The 18,843-nt window shown below is 35.8% G+C and carries 20 protein-coding genes; 19 read left to right on the forward strand and 1 reads right to left on the reverse strand.

The genetic code is table 11. From position 1 onward, the window contains the following. Positions 1-124: 124 nt before the first annotated feature. The 6 genes from BFA01S_RS10930 to BFA01S_RS10955 all read left to right on the forward strand — a co-directional run bounded on the left by BFA01S_RS10930 (position 125) and on the right by BFA01S_RS10955 (position 5,470). On the forward strand, positions 125-1,735 hold the full coding sequence (locus BFA01S_RS10930; RefSeq protein WP_066229825.1) for an ABC transporter substrate-binding protein: 1,611 nt from the start codon (positions 125-127) through the stop codon (positions 1,733-1,735). A gap of 1 nt (position 1,736) precedes the next feature. Further along, the gene (locus tag BFA01S_RS10935) at positions 1,737-2,732 is read left to right on the forward strand and encodes an ABC transporter permease (RefSeq protein ID WP_066229828.1); all 996 of its coding nucleotides are present in this window, start codon (positions 1,737-1,739) and stop codon (positions 2,730-2,732) included. Beyond that, a complete protein-coding gene (locus tag BFA01S_RS10940) occupies positions 2,729-3,571 on the forward strand; it encodes an ABC transporter permease (RefSeq protein WP_066229831.1) in 843 nt (280 codons plus the stop codon). Before BFA01S_RS10935 ends, BFA01S_RS10940 begins: the two co-directional genes overlap by 4 nt. A gap of 39 nt (positions 3,572-3,610) precedes the next feature. Continuing rightward, complete coding sequence (locus BFA01S_RS10945) at positions 3,611-4,534, forward strand: ABC transporter ATP-binding protein (RefSeq protein ID WP_066229833.1); 924 nt, start codon at positions 3,611-3,613, stop codon at positions 4,532-4,534. Beyond that, positions 4,524-5,126 (forward strand): ABC transporter ATP-binding protein, encoded by a 603-nt coding sequence (locus tag BFA01S_RS10950; protein ID WP_066229836.1) that lies wholly within the window; start codon positions 4,524-4,526, stop codon positions 5,124-5,126. Before BFA01S_RS10945 ends, BFA01S_RS10950 begins: the two co-directional genes overlap by 11 nt. A gap of 125 nt (positions 5,127-5,251) precedes the next feature. Further along, positions 5,252-5,470: a hypothetical protein gene (locus tag BFA01S_RS10955; protein ID WP_066229839.1), complete on the forward strand. Its 219-nt coding sequence runs from the start codon at positions 5,252-5,254 to the stop codon at positions 5,468-5,470. A gap of 72 nt (positions 5,471-5,542) precedes the next feature. Here the strand turns inward: BFA01S_RS10955 and BFA01S_RS10960 are convergent, their stop codons facing one another. Then, entirely contained in the window at positions 5,543-6,385 is an 843-nt protein-coding gene (locus BFA01S_RS10960) for a carbonic anhydrase (protein WP_066229842.1), read from the reverse strand. A gap of 294 nt (positions 6,386-6,679) precedes the next feature. Between BFA01S_RS10960 and BFA01S_RS10965 the strand changes: the two genes are divergently transcribed. From BFA01S_RS10965 to fumC, 13 genes are all read left to right on the forward strand, one after another. After that, positions 6,680-7,582 (forward strand): LysR family transcriptional regulator, encoded by a 903-nt coding sequence (locus BFA01S_RS10965; RefSeq protein ID WP_066229845.1) that lies wholly within the window; start codon positions 6,680-6,682, stop codon positions 7,580-7,582. Further along, complete coding sequence (locus BFA01S_RS10970; protein ID WP_066229848.1) at positions 7,579-8,097, forward strand: type 1 glutamine amidotransferase domain-containing protein; 519 nt, start codon at positions 7,579-7,581, stop codon at positions 8,095-8,097. Before BFA01S_RS10965 ends, BFA01S_RS10970 begins: the two co-directional genes overlap by 4 nt. A 136-nt stretch (positions 8,098-8,233) precedes the next feature. Then, entirely contained in the window at positions 8,234-9,145 is a 912-nt protein-coding gene (locus BFA01S_RS10975) for an ABC transporter ATP-binding protein (RefSeq protein ID WP_066229852.1), read from the forward strand. Next, positions 9,142-9,975 (forward strand): ABC transporter permease subunit, encoded by an 834-nt coding sequence (locus BFA01S_RS10980; protein ID WP_066229855.1) that lies wholly within the window; start codon positions 9,142-9,144, stop codon positions 9,973-9,975. Before BFA01S_RS10975 ends, BFA01S_RS10980 begins: the two co-directional genes overlap by 4 nt. Positions 9,976-10,118: 143 nt before the next feature. Next, on the forward strand, positions 10,119-13,151 hold the full coding sequence (locus BFA01S_RS10985; RefSeq protein WP_066229860.1) for an efflux RND transporter permease subunit: 3,033 nt from the start codon (positions 10,119-10,121) through the stop codon (positions 13,149-13,151). Positions 13,152-13,267: 116 nt separating this feature from the next. Next, on the forward strand, positions 13,268-13,396 hold the full coding sequence (locus BFA01S_RS10990; protein WP_066229865.1) for a YjcZ family sporulation protein: 129 nt from the start codon (positions 13,268-13,270) through the stop codon (positions 13,394-13,396). Positions 13,397-13,551: 155 nt separating this feature from the next. After that, complete coding sequence (locus tag BFA01S_RS10995; RefSeq protein ID WP_066229868.1) at positions 13,552-13,875, forward strand: metal-sensitive transcriptional regulator; 324 nt, start codon at positions 13,552-13,554, stop codon at positions 13,873-13,875. A gap of 15 nt (positions 13,876-13,890) precedes the next feature. Further along, the gene (gene copZ / locus BFA01S_RS11000; protein ID WP_066229872.1) at positions 13,891-14,097 is read left to right on the forward strand and encodes a copper chaperone CopZ; all 207 of its coding nucleotides are present in this window, start codon (positions 13,891-13,893) and stop codon (positions 14,095-14,097) included. A gap of 171 nt (positions 14,098-14,268) precedes the next feature. Continuing rightward, positions 14,269-14,610 (forward strand): PadR family transcriptional regulator, encoded by a 342-nt coding sequence (locus BFA01S_RS11005; protein ID WP_066229874.1) that lies wholly within the window; start codon positions 14,269-14,271, stop codon positions 14,608-14,610. Then, positions 14,597-15,220: an HAAS signaling domain-containing protein gene (locus BFA01S_RS11010; protein WP_066229879.1), complete on the forward strand. Its 624-nt coding sequence runs from the start codon at positions 14,597-14,599 to the stop codon at positions 15,218-15,220. Before BFA01S_RS11005 ends, BFA01S_RS11010 begins: the two co-directional genes overlap by 14 nt. An 81-nt stretch (positions 15,221-15,301) precedes the next feature. Further along, a complete protein-coding gene (locus BFA01S_RS11015) occupies positions 15,302-15,862 on the forward strand; it encodes a hypothetical protein (protein WP_066229882.1) in 561 nt (186 codons plus the stop codon). Between the two features lie 46 nt (positions 15,863-15,908). After that, positions 15,909-17,345: a DUF4153 domain-containing protein gene (locus tag BFA01S_RS11020; RefSeq protein ID WP_066229884.1), complete on the forward strand. Its 1,437-nt coding sequence runs from the start codon at positions 15,909-15,911 to the stop codon at positions 17,343-17,345. A 32-nt stretch (positions 17,346-17,377) separates the two neighbouring features. Next, positions 17,378-18,754 (forward strand): class II fumarate hydratase, encoded by a 1,377-nt coding sequence (gene fumC / locus BFA01S_RS11025; protein WP_066229888.1) that lies wholly within the window; start codon positions 17,378-17,380, stop codon positions 18,752-18,754. The last annotated feature ends 89 nt before the right edge of the window (positions 18,755-18,843 follow it).

Raw genomic sequence — 18,843 nt, forward strand, 5'->3', positions numbered from 1 at the left:
GAAAACCCCCACTGATGGAAGGTTCACTTTATAACAAGTGTAAAAAGAGAAAAAATGGTATTATTTGTTTGTGAGTCCTAAAAATATTACCTTTTTAGGGAATTTTACTAGGGGAGAGAGATAATTGAAGAAAAAACAATTTTTATTTACAGTTGTCTGTTTCATTTTTTGTATTATTTTAACGAGCTGTTCTCAAAAAAGTACCGATAATAAGGACGAGGCTCAAACAAATGAGAAAAAAGAGGATCTTATTTTAGCTGTGGGAAATGAACCAGAAGCTGGATTTGATCCAACGACTGGCTGGGGACGTTACGGTTCACCACTGTTTCAAAGTACTTTGTTGAAAAGGGATAATAATCTTAAAATTGTAAATGACCTCGCAGAGAATTATGAAGTAAGCGAGGATGGAAAGGTTTGGACAGTTGTTTTAAGAAAAGACGTCAAATTTTCTGACGGCAAGCCTTTAACAGCTGCTGATGTTAAATTTACGTTTGAAACGGCATTGAATAATGGCTCTGTTGTTGACTTAAATGTAATGGAAAAAGTAGAGGCTGCTGATAATTTTACTGTGAAGTTTACCTTAAGGGAGCCGCAGTCAACATTTATTAATAATTTAGTTGCTACAGGTATTGTTCCTAAACATGCTTACAGTAAAGATTATGCACAGAATCCTGTTGGTTCTGGTCCATTTGAGCTTGTGCAATGGGACAAGGGACAGCAGCTTATTGTAAAAGAAAATCCTGAATATTATGGTGAAAAATCAAACTTTAAAAAGGTAACTTTTTTATTTTTAAATGAAGATGCTGCATTTGCTGCGGCGAAAGCGAATCAGGTGGATGTAGCATATATTCCTGCTTCATTTAGTAAACAGAAGGTAGACGGAATGAAGCTTGAAGATGTGAAAACAGTTGATAACCGTGGTATTATCTTTCCTTATGTGAAGTCAGGAGACAAAACAGAAGCTGGTCATCCGATTGGTAATGATGTAACAGCTGAACCATCTATACGTCATGCAATTAATATAGCAATAGATAGAAAAATACTCATTGATGGAGTATTGGAAGGTTATGGAACAGCAGCGTATACGTCAGTAGATTCCCTTCCTTGGTGGAACAGTGAAACGGTTATTAAAGACGGGGATTTAGAAGGTGCTAAGAAGCTGCTGAAAGATGCAGGATGGAAAGATACAGATAAGGATGGAATTCTTGAAAAAGGATCTCTAAAAGCGGAATTTACTCTTCTATATCCTGCTGATGATACTATCCGTCAATCACTTGCTATTTCTGTAGCCGATATGATGAAGCCTCTAGGGATCGATATAAAAGTAGAAGGTGGCAGCTGGGATACAATTGAGAAGAAAATGTATTCTAATGCTGTTTTGATGGGATGGGGAAGTCATGACCCATTAGAGATGTATAATATTTACAGTGGTGAAAATGCCGGAGTTGAATATTATAATATTGGTTTTTATAAAAATGAAACAGTAGATCAATATTTTGAAAAAGCACTTAAGGCAACAAATGAGGAAGAAGCAAACGAATATTGGAAAAAAGCACAATGGGACGGAAAAACAGGTCTAAGTGCAAAAGGAGATGCACCTTGGGCTTGGTTAGTAAATATTGATCATCTGTATTTAGTGAATGAAAAGCTTGATATTGGCAAGCAAAGAATCCATCCACATGGACATGGCTGGCCTGTAACAGATAATCTCGTTGAATGGAAATGGACTGAGTAGGTTGGAAACTAGTAAGAACATTGGTATTTTTCTTTTTTGGAAGCTGGTAAAACTAGCTTCCCTTCTATTAGCTATCTGTTTGATTTCCTTTATATTAGTGAAAAATTCACCAATTGATCCAATTCAAGCTTATGTAGGTGCAGATATGCTGAAAGTCGGGCCTGAACAAAGGGAAAGAATTATGGAGTATTGGGGATTAAATGAGCCTGTAACGACACAGTTTTTTAACTGGCTGTCAGCACTGCTTGCTGGAGATTTAGGTACTTCGATGATCTTTCGCCGTCCAGTTTCTGAAATTATTAGTGAACGGTTTTTAAATTCATTTTTCCTAATGGCAGTGGCATGGGTTTTTTCTGGATTAATTGGTTTTATTTTAGGAATCGTTGCAGCAATGAAGAAAGGTACATGGGTCGATCGTTTTATAAAATGGTATTGTTATACACTGGCTTCGACCCCTGCTTTTTGGATGGGGCTTATATTGCTTATGATTTTTGCCGTATGGCTTGACCTGTTTCCGATCGGGTTAGGTGTGCCTGCTGGAGTGCTCTCAGAAGATGTGACGATTGGTGACAGAATAATACATCTTATCTTGCCGGCTATGACACTTAGTATTATAGGGGTAGCGAATGTTGCCTTGCATACAAGACAGAAATTGATTGATGTACTTGCAAGTGATTATGTGTTATTTGCAAGAGCAAGGGGTGAAAAAGGCTTCCTTTTATTTTGGAGACATGGTTTGCGGAATATTGCTATCCCGGCAATAACATTACAATTTGCAGCTTTTAGTGAAATGTTTGGCGGAGCAGTTCTTGCCGAACAGGTTTTTTCATATCCGGGACTCGGACAAGCGACAGTGGAAGCGGGTCTTAGAGGTGATGTTCCACTTTTACTAGGATTAGTTATTTTTAGTGCCTTGTTTGTCTTTACAGGGAACCTAATTGCAGATTTAATTTATCGTTTGTTAGATCCAAGAATAAGGGAGGGGAAAGGAATATGATCCCTAACCTGAATAAAAAAATATTAAATAACAGACAAAGAACATTTCTTTTCCTTTTAATTGCTATCGTCTTCTTATTAAGTATCGTATTTATAGGTACTATACTTGATAAGGATAATATTGCAACAAATTTACAAGATAGAAATTCATCTCCTGATTTTAAACATCTTTTCGGTACGGATTGGTTAGGAAGAGATATGTTTGCTAGAACTATTATGGGGCTTTCGTTAAGTATCAAAGTCGGAATAATTGGAGCGGCTGGCAGTACTTTAATTGCTCTTAGCCTAGGACTAGCTGCAGCAACGATGGGGAAAATAGCCGACAGGGTCGTAACATGGCTAATAGATCTATTCTTAAGCGTACCACATCTTGTTACGCTCATTCTTATTGCCTTTACGTTAGGAGGAGGCTTTAATGGAGTTGTTATTGGAATTGCCTTGACCCATTGGCCAAGTCTCGCACGTATTATTCGAGCTGAAGTAATGCAGATTCGTTCAGCGGAGTTTGTACAAATTTCAAGGATGATGGGGAAATCTAAGGTTTGGATTGCGTTTCTACATATTTTTCCACATATACTTCCGCAAATTTTGGTCGGTTTCATGTTATTATTTCCTCATGCGATTTTGCATGAAGCAGCAGTTACATTTTTAGGTCTTGGTTTATCACCACATGAACCGGCAATCGGAATCATTTTATCGGAATCGATGAAATATTTATCTTCAGGGATGTGGTGGCTCGCTTTTTTCCCTGGGTTATGTTTACTTATTATTGTAAGAATATTTGATATGATTGGAGAAAAACTGCGGATTATTTTTGACCCGAATAGGGCCCATGATTAGTATAATTGATCTTCATTTTTGAAAAGAAAGGAAAAATATATGGCTATCCTTGAGGTGAAAGATTTATCTGTTTCTTTCAAACAATATTCAAGTAGTTTAAAGCAAAAAAATTATGATGTTATTTCAGATTTAAGTGTGACGGTGGAAGAAGGAGAAATTGTAGCGGTTGTTGGAGCAAGCGGATCGGGAAAAAGCTTGCTTGCTCATGCAATTTTAGGAATATTGCCTAACAATGCTTATGTGAATGGATTAATAAGATATAAAGGGGAAGAGCTGACCCTTTCACGCCAAGAGGCTTTAAGGGGAAATGAAATCTCATTAGTTCCACAGTCGGTTAACTATTTAGATCCGCTTATGCGTGTAGGAGCACAAGTGAGAACATCAGTTAAAAATGGTGATAAGGTAAAAGTGCAAAGGGAAGTATTTGAGCGTTACAATTTAAAAGAGCAGGTTGACAAAATGTACCCGTTTCAGCTTTCTGGAGGGATGGCGAGAAGAACACTTTTATCTACTGCTATGATTAGCGGTGCAAAGGTTATTATTGCCGATGAACCTACACCCGGATTAGATTCTGCATCTGTAGCGGAAGCATTAAAGCATTTCAGACAATTAGCTGATAATGGCTGTGCAGTTATGCTTATTACACATGATATTGAAGCAGCATTACAAATTGCTGACAGGATTGCTGTTTTTTATGCGGGAACGACTGTTGAGATCGCTCCTGTCCATAATTTTTCGGGGAATGGTGAGAACTTGAGACACCCGTATACGAAGGCATTATGGAGAGCATTGCCGCAAAATGATTTCATTCCTATAAAAGGTTCACAGCCACATCCTGATCATTTACCTTCAGGCTGTTTATTTGCACCCCGCTGCGAGATGGCAACTGAAGAATGCAGTATGTCACGTCCAGAGATGAAAAAGGTTCGCGATGGAGTAGTGAGGTGCATTCATGCGTCTTGAAGCAAAAAATGTTAGCTTTCATTATGGAAAAGAAAAGATAATCGAAAATGTTGATTTTTCATTGGAACAAGGAGAAATTGTCGGCTTAGCAGGACCAAGCGGATGCGGAAAAACAACTTTTTGCAAGATTTTAGCTGGTTATGAAAATCCGCATAGCGGTACTATTACGATAAATGGTCTTTCCATACCGAAAAAGGGATACAACCCTGTACAATTAATACATCAGCATCCTGAGAAGGTAGTCAACCCGCGTTGGAAAATGAGTAAAATATTAAGTGAAGCGGGAGTGCCGGACACGGAGTTATTAGAAAGCCTAGGTATTAAAGATGAATGGCTAACGAGATGGCCGAATGAATTATCAGGTGGTGAACTGCAGCGATTTTGTGTGGCAAGAGCATTAGGGGTAAACACACAGTTTCTTCTTGCTGATGAAATGACTACGATGCTTGATGCGATTACACAGGCACAAATATGGCACGCAGTTCTTGAAATTGCTAAAAGAAGAAATATAGGGGTACTTGTTGTAAGCCATGAGCGTAAATTAGTCGAAAAACTTTGCAGCCGTGTTATTCAGTTTAATACTAATAAATAATCCTCTGCTATCGGCCGTGCTGTTAATTTTTGCAGAAAAAGTATGTATTAAAATTAGAAAGTGGACATATATTATATCCATTTTGGGTAAGGATAATAATACCATGAAGTAGGGGGGTATTATTATTGTTTGAAATTTTTGAAGTACAGCCGATGTTTGAAGGAAGAATTCACGAGCGTCATCAGTTTAAGTTGAATATTAATGGAGATGAGTATAAAGGAATTATTCATGAAGGTGATATCCAATGGTTTCAGCCGCATCCAGCATACGAATTCGAAGAAGAGTACTTGGATGCTGTTGAATCGAAAGTTCATAAAATGCTGAAAAAATATATTGAACAGTAGTTTAATAAAGAAAAGACGATAAGGAGCATCATTATAAAATCATTATGCTTCTTATCGTCTTTTTATTTTACCTTAATATTTGAAAATCTCACGATCGTTTAAGTTTTGAACAGGACGGTTGTTTTCAGGGAAAATTTCTTGAAAACGTTTGATTTGTTCTTTAGACATTTCAATTGGTTCTTCTAAAACGATCCATTTAACTCCCTCTGCACATGACGGGGTTGTTAGAGAACCGTTGTAACGGAATGAATCTTGATTTTTGGGAAGAATATTTGTTAAATCAATTTGTTGCTTTAATTGTACGTCTTCTGTTGTCTGTTCTTTAGGCATGGACTCCCAAGCCTCTTTTAAAATAGAATTTTCTTTTCCTTCTTTAATCATTAATCCTAAAACTGCAAGCTCATCTTTTTCATTTTTATGAACAAGATGGAGCTCCATATCGAAAGAATTTCCATTAAATAGGTGTTCGCTAGGTGTATGGAAATGAAGCTGTGCTAAGTGATATGTATCATTTCCGAGTGTAATTGAATTATCAGAAGCAGCAGGGTTAGCCTGAATAGTATGTCCATTATTTTCTAAAGAAAATAATGTTGGTACATAATTAATAGTCAGTTCTTGTGGATCTGCTTTTTCCTCTGTTTCTGTTGTTTCAATATTTATAGGTGACTGCTCTGTTCCGTTTACACAAGCAAGATTTGCAGGATCTAAATCTCCCCAATGTTCCGGGCCAGTTTCTCCTTCATAAGACCAATGAGCCTCTTCTTCGCTATTGGAAACAGGTGAAGTTGCTGGTGTATCCGCTTCCTTAGAACTGTCGGTTTCTTTAGAGCTGTCCGTTTTACTTGAAGAACAGGCAGCTAATAAAAGTGATAGAACGAGTAGTAGAGAGAGTGCTGAGATTTGTTTCTTCTTCATTTGTAGAACTCCTTTTACTTTTTTATGAAATTTTACCGTATATTTCTCCTTTTATCTATATGTAATATTTCCTTTTCATTTCATAAGTAATATTACCTAAAACTGATCTGCTTAATGAGATATGAAAACCAGTTATAAGTGCAGGTTTACCACCTGGAATTCCAGGGAAAGTAATTATTCAAATGTTATTGCTTCTATTAATTGTTGTTAGTATCAAATTATTTTTAGCACATTAATATAAGGGTTAGTTTGGTATAATAAATACTGGATCTGTTAAAAGGTGAGGATGATTCAGTGAATATTGATAGTTTAAGGCTGTTTTGTTTAGTTGTTGAAGAAGGAAGTATCAGCCAAGCGGCCCGTCTTAGTTTTGTATCACAACCAGCTGTTACAAGACAAATTCATCAATTAGAAAATGAATACGGAACACTTCTATTTGACCGTACAGACGGAAAATTAAAATTAACAGAAGCGGGACATTCATTATATCCATTTGCAAAGGAGATTATGAAGGATATTAACCGTTCAAAAGAGGCGGTTCAGCAAATTACAGGGAATTATGAAAGCAAGCTTAGTGTAGGTGCTTCATTAACAATTGGAGAATACTTTCTACCTGAGCTTTTAGGAAATTTCAAAAAGCAGTATCAGGAAACGAAAGTCCTCTTAAATATCGGCAATACACATAATATACTTGAAAAGCTTTCAAGTGATGTAATTGATATTGCGCTTGTTGAAGGAGTAGTTGAGAATAAGAGCTTTCATATAGAGAAATTTGCTGATGATGAACTTATTGTCGTTTGTCCGATTGATCATCATTGGAAAAATAGACCGGAAATTGATATGATAGAGTTGACGAAAGAACATATGATTTGGCGAGAATCTACTTCTGGGACAAGATTAATCGTCGAAAATGCATTAAGAGAATGCGACATTCTTGATAAAATGGAAAGTTACATGGAATTAGGAAGTACTCAAGCGATTAAAAGTGCGGTTGAAGCGGGACTTGGAGTAAGCATCTTACCGAGAATAACAGTAGCGAAAGAGCTGAAATTCGGTCTTTTGAGAGAGGTAAAGATGAAAAACATCAATATAAAAAGAGATTTATGGCTCGTTCAAAAACCGCAGCGTTTTAGAAGAAGCAGTGTAGATACATTTGTTGATTTCATTTTAGGAAATAGGGGAGGGAATAGAGAATGAAGTTAGAGGGTAAGAAGATTTTAAGCTTTGTTCATCATGAATTTGAAGATTTAGAGCTATGGTATCCTATTCATCGCCTTCGTGAGGAAGGAGCGATTGTCGAGCTTGCTGGTGAAAAAGCAAATGAGACGTATATTGGAAAATATGGTGTGCCGGCAGAAGCGGATTTTTCTTTTGGAGATATTAATCCTGCTGAATATGATGCATTGCTCGTTCCAGGAGGCTGGGCACCTGATAAATTAAGAAGATTCCCTGAAGTAATAGCTATCGTTCAGCATATGGAAGAGAACAAAAAGCCGATCGGACAGATTTGTCATGCAGGATGGGTTTTAATCTCAGCAAAAGTGCTGGAAGGTAAAAAGGTAACGAGTACACCTGGTATTCGTGATGATATGGAAAATGCCGGAGCTACTTGGATTGATGAGCCAGTCGTTGTTGACGGTCATCTTGTTTCAAGCAGACGCCCGCCTGATCTTCCAGATTATATGAGAGAGTTTATTAAAGTTTTCGAATAATAGATAAAAAGCCAAACCCATATATCAGGGTTTGGCTTTTTTTGAAAAATTTATAGTAATGTTTCTATTTTTTGGTACTATTTAACTAGTAATAAAAAATAATATGATATCGCCTAACGTTAGCGGGGGAGAAAAAATGAAGGAAGCATTTATTGAAGTAAACGGCATAAGGAAGAGCTATAATGAACAGCTTGTTTTGGAAAATATGAACTTTACTGTTGATAAAGGAGAGATTGCGGGTTTATTAGGTCCGAATGGTTCAGGAAAAACGACGATGATCCGTTTATTAAATGGGGTTATTTTACCTGATGAAGGGGAAATGACTGTCGACGGTTTTAACCCTGTGAAAGATGGTAATCCAATTCGAAGTATGAGTGGGATCGTAACAGAAGGTGCAGGGCTTTATCATGAAATGAATGCATTAGACAATTTGAGGTTTTTCGCTCAAATTTATAGTGTAGATCAGGCTGAAAAGAGAATTGGCCAATTATTAGAGCAATTTGAATTGACGGCACATAAGGATAAATTAGTTGGAACATACAGCACGGGGATGAAAAAAAGACTTGCACTTGCGAAAGCATTGATTCATGATCCGTCCCTTCTTTTTCTTGATGAGCCGACAAATGGACTGGATCCTGAGGGAATCAAAAGCGTCATGTATTATTTAAAAGAATTGAATAAACAGGAAGGTACTACAATTTTAATTTGTTCACATGTTCTGCATCAGATTGAAGATATTTGTAATAAATATATTTTTATGGACAGCGGAAGAGTGATCGTTGAAGGAACACATGAAGAGATTGAAAAGCAGTATTTAAAGGATTTCCAATTGAAAGTAGAGACAGATTTACATATCATCGGTGACATTTATTATAGTTATCCTTTCATACGGTTAAATGAGAAAACACTTATTTTTACAGTGCCGTCAAAGGAGTCAGTTTCTAACTTATTGAAATTGATATTGAATGAAAGCTCCGTTTATTCAGCAGAAATCTTAAATCGAGATCTTGAATCACTCTATTTTCAAGTTAGGAGGGAAAATAAATGAATAAGAAACTAATTTGGACGATCGCCAAAAAAGATATTCGTGCCATTACATCTAATAAACAGATTTGGCTTCCGATGCTTATTTTACCGGTTATGTTATGCGTATTTATGCCGGGGTTTGTTATTTACTTCGGAAAAATGGCTGATGTTGCTTCAATTAATGGGATTGATACATTGAAAATGATGATTAAAAATCTTCCTGAAGGCGAGCTTCGTGACATGTTAGATGGTTTGAAGGATGAGAAGACCCAGCTAATCTATTTATTCGTTAATTATTTATTAATGCCATTATTTTTACTTATTCCTGTGCTATCTTCAGTTATGATTGCGGCAAACAGCTTTGTTGGTGAAAAGGAAAGAAGAACACTTGAAAGCTTACTTTTTGCTCCGATTCAAATTAAAGATTTATTTGTCGGTAAAGTGCTTGCTTCCTTCATTCCAACGATTGCTCTTACATATGGCAGTTTCATTTTATGTGCAATTGTCGTCAATAGTTTAACATATTCAACATTTAATCAAATGTTATTGCCAAATACTAATTGGATTATTTTACTCTTCTTACTTGTCCCTATTATTTCTGTTTTTACTATTCTTTTTAATGTATTAATTTCTGCGCGGGTAAAAGGATTCCAAGAGGCACAGCAATTAGGAGGGACAGTTGTTTTACCAGTTATCGCGATCATGGTCAGCCAGGCGGCAGGGCTTTTTCTGCTTAACCCGATTATTATCGTTATTATCGCTGCTGTTTTAATGATTGTAAATTATCTGCTGTTAAATCGGATTGCAAAAATGAATGAGCGGCATGTTCTATTTGAAAAACAGGTTCATTAGTTTTGTAAAATAACTAAGACATATGAAATACGTCTCAAGCCCTAGAAGGATTTACTGCTTTAGTCAATTATTGGTTCAAGACTTTGTCGTTACAATAATGGCTGTAGCAAGTTAATTTTTGTACGAGGAAGGAGACATACAATATGTCTTGGTTTACGAAATGGTCTTTTAAAAACAAAGCAGCAGTAACTCTTATGACGATTATTATTTTAGTCATGGGTGTTATCAGTTATTTCAAACTGCCAATGGAATTTTTACCTTCTGCCGATCAGCCTTTCATTTCGATTGTAGTTGTAGGTGAAGGGGTAGATGCCAAAACAATGGAAAATCAGGTAACAACCCCGATTGAAGAAGCAGTAAACGGCGTAACCGGAAAGAAGAATATTTTTTCTACGACTGGTGATGGATATACATCAGTTGATATCCACCTTGATTCAAAAATCGATAAAAAAGAAACAAAGAGAGAAATTGAAGAGGCGCTTAGCGGTGTAACGTTACCGCAAAATGTCATGAAGCCAAATATTGTGCAATTGAATACATCGATGATTCCGGTCTCATATATTGCATTATCATTTAACGATGGGGTTACCCCAAAAAATATTCAATTTGCAAAAGAGGAAATCGCTCCTTATTTTAAAGATATTAAAGGTGTTTCCAACCTGCAAACATTCGGAACAGTACCTTCATACGTTTCAGTTGAGTTAGATGAGAAGAAACTGACAGAAAAGCAAATTCCGATGGAAACGATTTTAACATTACTACAGGGGCAAAATGTATCAACTTCTATCGCTGAAAAAAATATTGATGGAAAAACAACAAACTTAAAAGTAGTCGGAGATGTTGATACACTTGAAAAACTAGAGAATACAGAAATTGTTCCAACTGTCCCACTTAAAGATGTTGCAACGATTAAAGTAAAAAAACCTGAAAATACTTTAACGAAATTCAATGGAAAAGACGGTCTTATTCTAGTTGTTACAAAGGATGGTAACTCGAATGCGGTTACGATCAGTAAAGAAGCAGAAAAACAGGTGAAGGAAGTAAATAAAAAATATAAAGAAGTGGAGGCAAGTATTCTTTTATCAACAGCAGATTCAGTGGAATCATCCGTACATTCAATGATTAAAGAAGTATTGCTTGGAGCTTTATTTGCAACGATTGTCATTATGCTGTTCTTACGAAATATCCGTTCTACACTTATTACTATTATCTCTATTCCATTATCACTTGGAATTACATTATTCTTACTTGCACAGTCTGGTGTAACATTAAATATTTTAACACTTGGCGGTGTAGCTGTGGCGGTAGGCCGTCTCGTTGATGACAGTATCGTTGTTATTGAAAATATTTTCAGAAAGACACAGACAGAGAAATTCTCTGTGAGCTTAGTTATTGAAGCAACAAAAGAAGTAGGCGGAGCGATTACATCTTCCACACTTGCGACGGTTGCCGTATTCTTGCCAATGGGATTATTAAATGGAAGTTTACAAGATTTCTTGCTTCCGTTCGCATTAACGATCACATACTCATTACTTGCATCTTTAATTGTGGCTCTGACAGTGGTCCCGCTTATGAGTGCAGGTTTATTAAAAAATGCAAAATTGAAAGAGCATAAGCCGTCTGTGCGTTTTGCGAAATTTTTAACTTGGTCATTAAATCATAAATGGGTCGTTTTATTAACAGCCTTTATATTATTTGCTGGTTCAATCGGTGCATATGTCGCTTTACCTAAGGGATCTGCAGACAGTACAAAAGCTGACTATTCCTTTGTTGCTTTATCTTTCCCAAATGAGACACCTATTGAAAAAGTAAAGGATGAATCATTAAAGCTGGAGAATTATATTTTAAAGCAAAAGGGAGTAGACAAAACATATTTACAGCTTGGTAATACAGCAGATTCTGCTAAATATGGTGGTGTTGCAAGCCCTACAGAAGCACAAATTATGGTTATCCTTAAAGATGATACAGATATGAAAGAGTTTAATGAGAAAATAGAAACACAAAAAAATGCCTATGATGGCGGGGAGCTTGAAGTAGTGGAAGCTACTATGCTAGGCTCTGGTTCAAAATCAATTACAGTAGATGTAGTCGGTGAAGATATAAATGATCTAACAAAAATCGCAGAAAATGTTCAAGAGGAAATTGAAAAAATTGATGGTGTAGAAAAGGTTACAACAAATCAGGAAGAAAAGAAAACAATTTATTCTTATGTGGTAGACCCAGCAAAAGCGAAGGCTGATCAAATTGCACAGCAGGCCGCTGTTATGTTAAACCAAACGCCTATCGGTTCTTTAGAGATAAACGATCAGCATACGATGGTAATGATTGAGCCGCTTTATAGTCCTAAAACAGAAAAAGAAGCTTCCGATGTACCGATCGCAACACCTAACGGAATGACGACTATTTCTAAAGTGGCTAAGCTTGAAAAAGTAGAGGAACCGACAAGCGTCTTCCATAAAGATGGAGATCAGTATGTAAGAATTACAGCTGAAGTGGATCCTGAAAAACTATCCGTTATTTCTGCTGATGTGAATAAAGCAGTATTCGGTGACGATTCAACAAAAGGATTAGATATACCATCTGATATTGATGTTCTTGTTGGCGGTGCTAGTGCTGACCAGGCTGATGATTTTAACGACTTATTTACAACGATGCTCGCATCAATCGGAATTGTATTCCTGATCATGGTCGTTACATTTAAAACAATTCGTGCTCCAATCGCTATTTTATGTACATTGCCACTTGCGGCTATAGGTGCCATTTTAGGTATTATGATCAGCGGAATTTCTGTTGATGTTACAGGTCTGTTAGGTGCGCTTATGTTAATTGGGATTGTTGTTACGAATGCGATCGTTCTTTTAGACCGCGTGAAGCAAAATGAAGAAACGATGATTATCCGTGATGCTGTTGTAGAAGCAGCAGGTGTACGGATGAGACCAATTATAATGACTGCTGTGGCAACGATCTCTGCAATGCTGCCGCTATTATTTAAAGAAGCGGAAGCAGGAAATTTGGTTTCAGGAAGTTTAGCAATCGTTGTTATCGGCGGATTAGCTGTTGCGACCGTTTTAACACTTGTTGTGATTCCGGTTGTTTATGAATTATTACATTTCAAAAAAGCGAAGAGACAGCGGAAGCAGCAGGAAGCAAAAGTAATTGACACTTTTGCGGGATAAATATTAAGAAGAGTCTGGCTATGATAGCTGGACTCTTTTTCATTAAATGGTCTTTTGCCTATTCCATTTCCTGAATAATGACATAGTCTAATTATGTAAGATCAGGAGGTGTTAAAATGAGTGGTTGTGGAACTGGAGGCGGCTTTGCAGGAGGTGCATTTGCACTAATTGTCGTTCTTTTCATCCTTTTAATTATCGTTGGTGCAGGTGCATTTGCAGGTGGATTTGGCGGTTACGGCTGTTAATATGTAATAAATGACCAGGTAGAAGCATTGTACTTCTACCTTTTATTTTGTATTTAAAATAAAAAGCTGATTATAATAAAAGAAATAAATATTGACTATTATACATTAGGGGGGTATAGTATTTATATAAAGAGTAAAGAAAGGAATAGATTAATATGGATGACCAACAAGAATGCACTGATCATTGTACATATGATGACAGAAGAAGCCATCATTCCGATAAAGTAAAGAAAAATCTGACAACACGTCTCAACAGAATCGAAGGACAAATTCGGGGTATTAAAGGATTAATTGAAAAAGATACTTACTGTGATGATGTCATTACCCAAATTTCTGCTACACAGTCAGCCTTGAACAGTGTTGCTAAAATTTTATTAGAAGGCCATATGAAGCATTGTGTCGCTGAGCGTATTAAAAAAGGTGATGAAGAAATATTGGATGAAGTACTAATTACAATTCAAAAATTAATGAAAAAATAAGGAGTATGATGAGAGATGAAAAATATTACGTTAAATGTAAGCGGGATGTCATGCGGGCATTGTGTAAAAGCGATTGAAGCTGCAGTTGGGAAACTAGACGGAATTTCAAGTGTGGAAGTTCATTTGGAAACTGGAAAAGTAGATGTCGCATATGAAGAAGTGAAAGTAAATCCAGAAGCAATTAAAGAAGTAATTGATGATCAAGGGTACGATGTACAATAGGGAACGGAGAGGCTGTCTTAAGGACAGCCTTTTTTGTATTAATGGAATCTGTCGAAAACTCTTTATATTGTTGAAAATTGATAATAAACAGAGTTAAAAAAATCTTGATTTTCTCTTCATAATTTGTAATGATATAAACAGATACCCAAATATTCTAGGTAGGTGTTTTATATGTTTGACAGAGAGCTAGTGAAAGGGAGTACATCTATTATTGTTCTTCAATTGTTAAATGAACGTGATATGTACGGCTATGAGCTCGTGAAGGAGATGGAGAAAAGGAGTGAAAACACTCTTACTGTAAAAGAAGGAACGCTTTATCCAGCTCTTCATAAGCTTGAACAGAAAGGCTATGTGGAAGCATATTGGCAAGAACAAGAGAAGGGGCCGGCAAGAAAGTATTACCGTATTTTAAAAGAAGGAAAAGCAATTTTAGCAGAAAAAACGAAAGAGTGGGGTAAGTTTGTAAAAATGATGAATGGCATTATTGGGAGAGATGCACATGATTCCATTTAAAGAGGCGTTTTTACAAGAATTGAAAAAGGAACTGCCCTGTAACGTAAATAAGGAAGATATTATAGCTGAGTATTCCGTTCATCTTGATGAGAAAATGGAAGAATGTCCACATTTAAATTGGGAAGATATAGTCGAGCAATTGGGAAGTCCTGTGGAAATTGCTAAGCAGTATGAAGATTCAAGTCTTATTTCAACACAATTTGTCCAAAAAAACTTTGTGTTTTGTAATTTTTTATTTTTCATTATCGGTGGTTTGCTAACAGTCGGCTATCATACTTTTAAACATCCTATTTTTACAGATACATGGCTGATGCTTTCAAAAGTATCATTAGTCATTGTTTTTATTTATACATTATTTTGGATTATACTGGGATTTGAAATTGGGAAGGAATTTGGGATTAGAGGGAAAACACTTTTTTCGAAAACATTTCTCTTATGTCTTATTCCAAATATTTCATTAATGATCATGACGATTTTTAAAATGATTCCGACAGCCTGGTTTGACCCGATTTTAACAACACCATTTATTATCCTTTGTGTTTTAATGACAGCATTATTATATCCGATAAGCCGGATAAGCTATTATATTGGGGTTTATCGCTCTTTATAGGGGGGATCTTTCATCATGAATTGGTCTCTCACGTTTATATACATAGAATTACTGAGTATATAATTGTAAAAGGAGGAAGTAATGTCACTTATTTTATTAATCATTCTTTGCGGTTCCATTATTACAGGGATTATGATTTGGGAGAAAAACCGAATTGCTTCTTTCCTGTGTTTTAGTCCATTATTCATTCTCATAATACTAATTGGATATGTCTTTCATCAATCTTTATATGAAGTAACGATAGATTCTCTACAATTACATATTGATAGAGAGTATGAGACATTTATTGTAAAAGGTAATTGGGAGGAAGGCCTAGATGAATATAGATTTCCTGGAGCTTTTGCAGCTTTCTATGTTCCAGGCAATGGAAAAATCTCAAATATAAAGCGGAATAATGTGAAGGATACAGAAGAAATGGATTGGGAAGCTTTAAATTTGGAGTTAAGGAAGACATTAAAAGAAGAATATGAATCTGAATGGGAACCGCAGATTATAGATATAGAGCCAGATGAACAATTTCAGTTTTCTTTTACTCTGCCGGAAAATGTAAAACCGAATGAAGTGAAGTTATATTATATACATGTGAGAGAGAAGCCTATGGATTCATTGGAATACTGGATTAAAAATATTGATTTAAAGTAAAGTTCTGCATATATACCTAGAATTACTATATAGGAGATGATCTGTAATGAATCAAATGTTAAAAAATATTATACTTTGTTTAATCGGAGGAATTTTATTTCATTATTTATTTTATGGGAAATGGATTGGGATTTCTTATCCGTTATTTATTATATATGTCTATATCGTTCTTTTCACTGGGACGAGAGCTTCACAGAATGGACGTTCCATATTTAATTATATTTTATTAATATGTATTTTCATGCTTTCAGCGACATTTGCTTTGTATACGAATGAGGTTTTACTTGTATTGAATTTCCTCTTAATTCCTGTGCTATTCATCATTCATACGGTGCATCTGAAAAGATGGGAATTTAAAGACTGGCATAATCGCCTTTTTATTACTGCAGTTATGATTACGTTGAGGGATGCAATTGTCCATTTCTTTCATCATTTTTCATTCGGAAGCAAGTGGGTGAAAGGGAAGATGAATGAAAAAAGCTATAATATATTCAAAAAAATAATGATTGGTTTATTAATCTCTATCCCGCTTTTATGGACAGTATTATATTTATTAATGTCGTCTGATGATAAATTTAAGCAATTATTAATAGACATTCCTAGCCTTTTTGCAAATTTAAACATTGGCAGTTTTATATTTCAGTTTTTAATTATATTTATCGTATTCTCATCATTACTCGCATATATAACAATCCTTAATAAAAAACTACAACTGCAAGTAAAGGAAGAGAAAGAGGAAAAAATAGGATTAGACAGCATTATTATGGGTACCATTCTCATTCTAATCAATGCTATTTATTGTATTTATGTTTCTATTCAGTTTCAATATTTCTTTTCTGGTGACCCGTCGATTGCTTCAGCTAAATATACTTATGCTGAATATGCAAGAAAAGGTTTTTCAGAACTGACTGTTATTACAATTATTAATTTAGGAATACTTATGATTGCGACGCATTTCTTGAAGCCTTTAAAGAGCTTTGCCAATATTCTTTTAAATGTTCTGCAGACGCTGCTCGTCCTATTTACGAATATTATGCTCGTATCAGCCTATATGAGACTATCTTTATATGAAGCAGCATATGGCTTCACGTACTCGAGAATATTTGCTCATTCATTTATGATTTTACTTTTTCTACTATTATTGTTAGTACTCATTAAAATTTGGATAAAGAAAATCAAGTATATCCAATTATCTTTGATTATTACATTACTTGCTTATGTAGGATTAAATTATTTAAATATTGATAAGATCATCATTGAGAAAAATTTGGAGAGATATGAAGCAACGAAGAAAATTGATTATTACTATATTAGTACACTTTCAGAAGAGGCTGTCCCTTATTTAATCGAGTTTAATAAAGAAGATATTGATAAGGGCTTATTAGAAAGAAAAGCTTATTTGAAAGAGACATCAGCCCATTGGCAATCGTTTAATATATCTCAGCAGAAGGCAAAGGAATTATTAGAAAAATGGGGAAGATAGTATATAGAGAGCTAATTTTTCGGAGGTGACCTATGTCTTACCGAATTGAAAAAGATACGATGGGTGAAGTGAAAGTTCCGATTGATAAATATTGGGGAGCACAGACAGAGAGAAGTAAAGAAAATTTTCAAATCGGAATAGAAAAAATGCCGCATGAAGTTATTATAGGATTTGCGATTTTGAAAAGAAGTGCAGCGAAGGCAAATTATGTGCTTGGAAAGCTAAGTAAAGAAAAAAACGATGTAATTGCTGCTGTTTGTGATGAAATTATTTCAGGAAAATGGGATGCACATTTTCCGCTCGTCGTCTGGCAGACTGGGAGCGGAACACAAAGTAATATGAACGTAAATGAAGTGATTGCTAATAGGGGAAATGAAATACTAAGGGAAAAAGGCAGCAAGGAGAGCCTCCATCCAAATGATGATGTAAATATGAGCCAAAGTTCTAATGATACATTTCCGACAGCGATGCATATTGCTGGAGTGATGGCGGTAAAGAAGGAACTTTATAAGGCAATTGATATACTAATCACTACATTACAAGTAAAAAGTGAACAGTTTCAAAGCATTGTGAAAATTGGCCGTACCCATTTACAGGATGCAACACCATTGACATTAGGACAGGAAATTAGTGGCTGGGTGCATATGCTAAAACAGACAAAAATGATGATTGATGAATCTTCACAGTTTATGAGAAACCTGGCGATTGGCGGTACAGCCGTAGGCACAGGGATTAATGCTCATCCTGAGTTCGGGAATATCGCTGCAAAGGAAATAAGTGAACTCACTGGTGAAAATTTCAGTTCATCTCAGAATAAATTTCATGCTTTAACGAGTCACGATGAAGCTGTTCATACACATGGAGCGTTAAAAGCATTAGCAGCTAATTTAATGAAAATTGCTAATGATATCAGGTGGCTGGCGAGTGGTCCTAGGTGTGGAATCGGGGAAATAAAAATTCCCGAAAATGAACCGGGAAGCTCTATCATGCCGGGAAAAGTAAATCCTACACAAGCAGAAGCAATGACGATGGTTGCGGTACAGATAATGGGAAATGATGCGGCAATCGGGTTTGCTGCAAGTCAGGGAAACTTTGAATTAAATGTGTTTAAACCGGTTATTATTTATAATTTCTTGCAATCTGTACGATTATTAACAGATGCAATAAAATCATTCCATGACAATTGTGCAGTGGGCATCGAACCGAACTTGCCGGTCATTAAAAAATACTTAAATGAATCATTAATGCTCGTCACTGCACTTAATCCATATATTGGCTATGAAAATGCTGCGAAAATCGCAAAGCATGCACACAAAAAGGGGATAACGTTAAAAGAATCCGCGATCGAGCTACAGTTACTTAGTGCAGAGAAATTTGATGAATTTATTAAACCAGAGGAAATGGTTTAGGAACAGTCCCCAGAAATTTTTGGGGACTGTTTTATTTTGTAATAAATAAGCTGGAAATTAGCAGCTTTAGAATGGAAAAGTGATAATAT

Origin of the sequence: Metabacillus fastidiosus NBRC 101226, assembly GCF_001591625.1 — a bacterium.
Classification (GTDB): Bacteria; Bacillota; Bacilli; order Bacillales; family Bacillaceae; genus Metabacillus; species Metabacillus fastidiosus.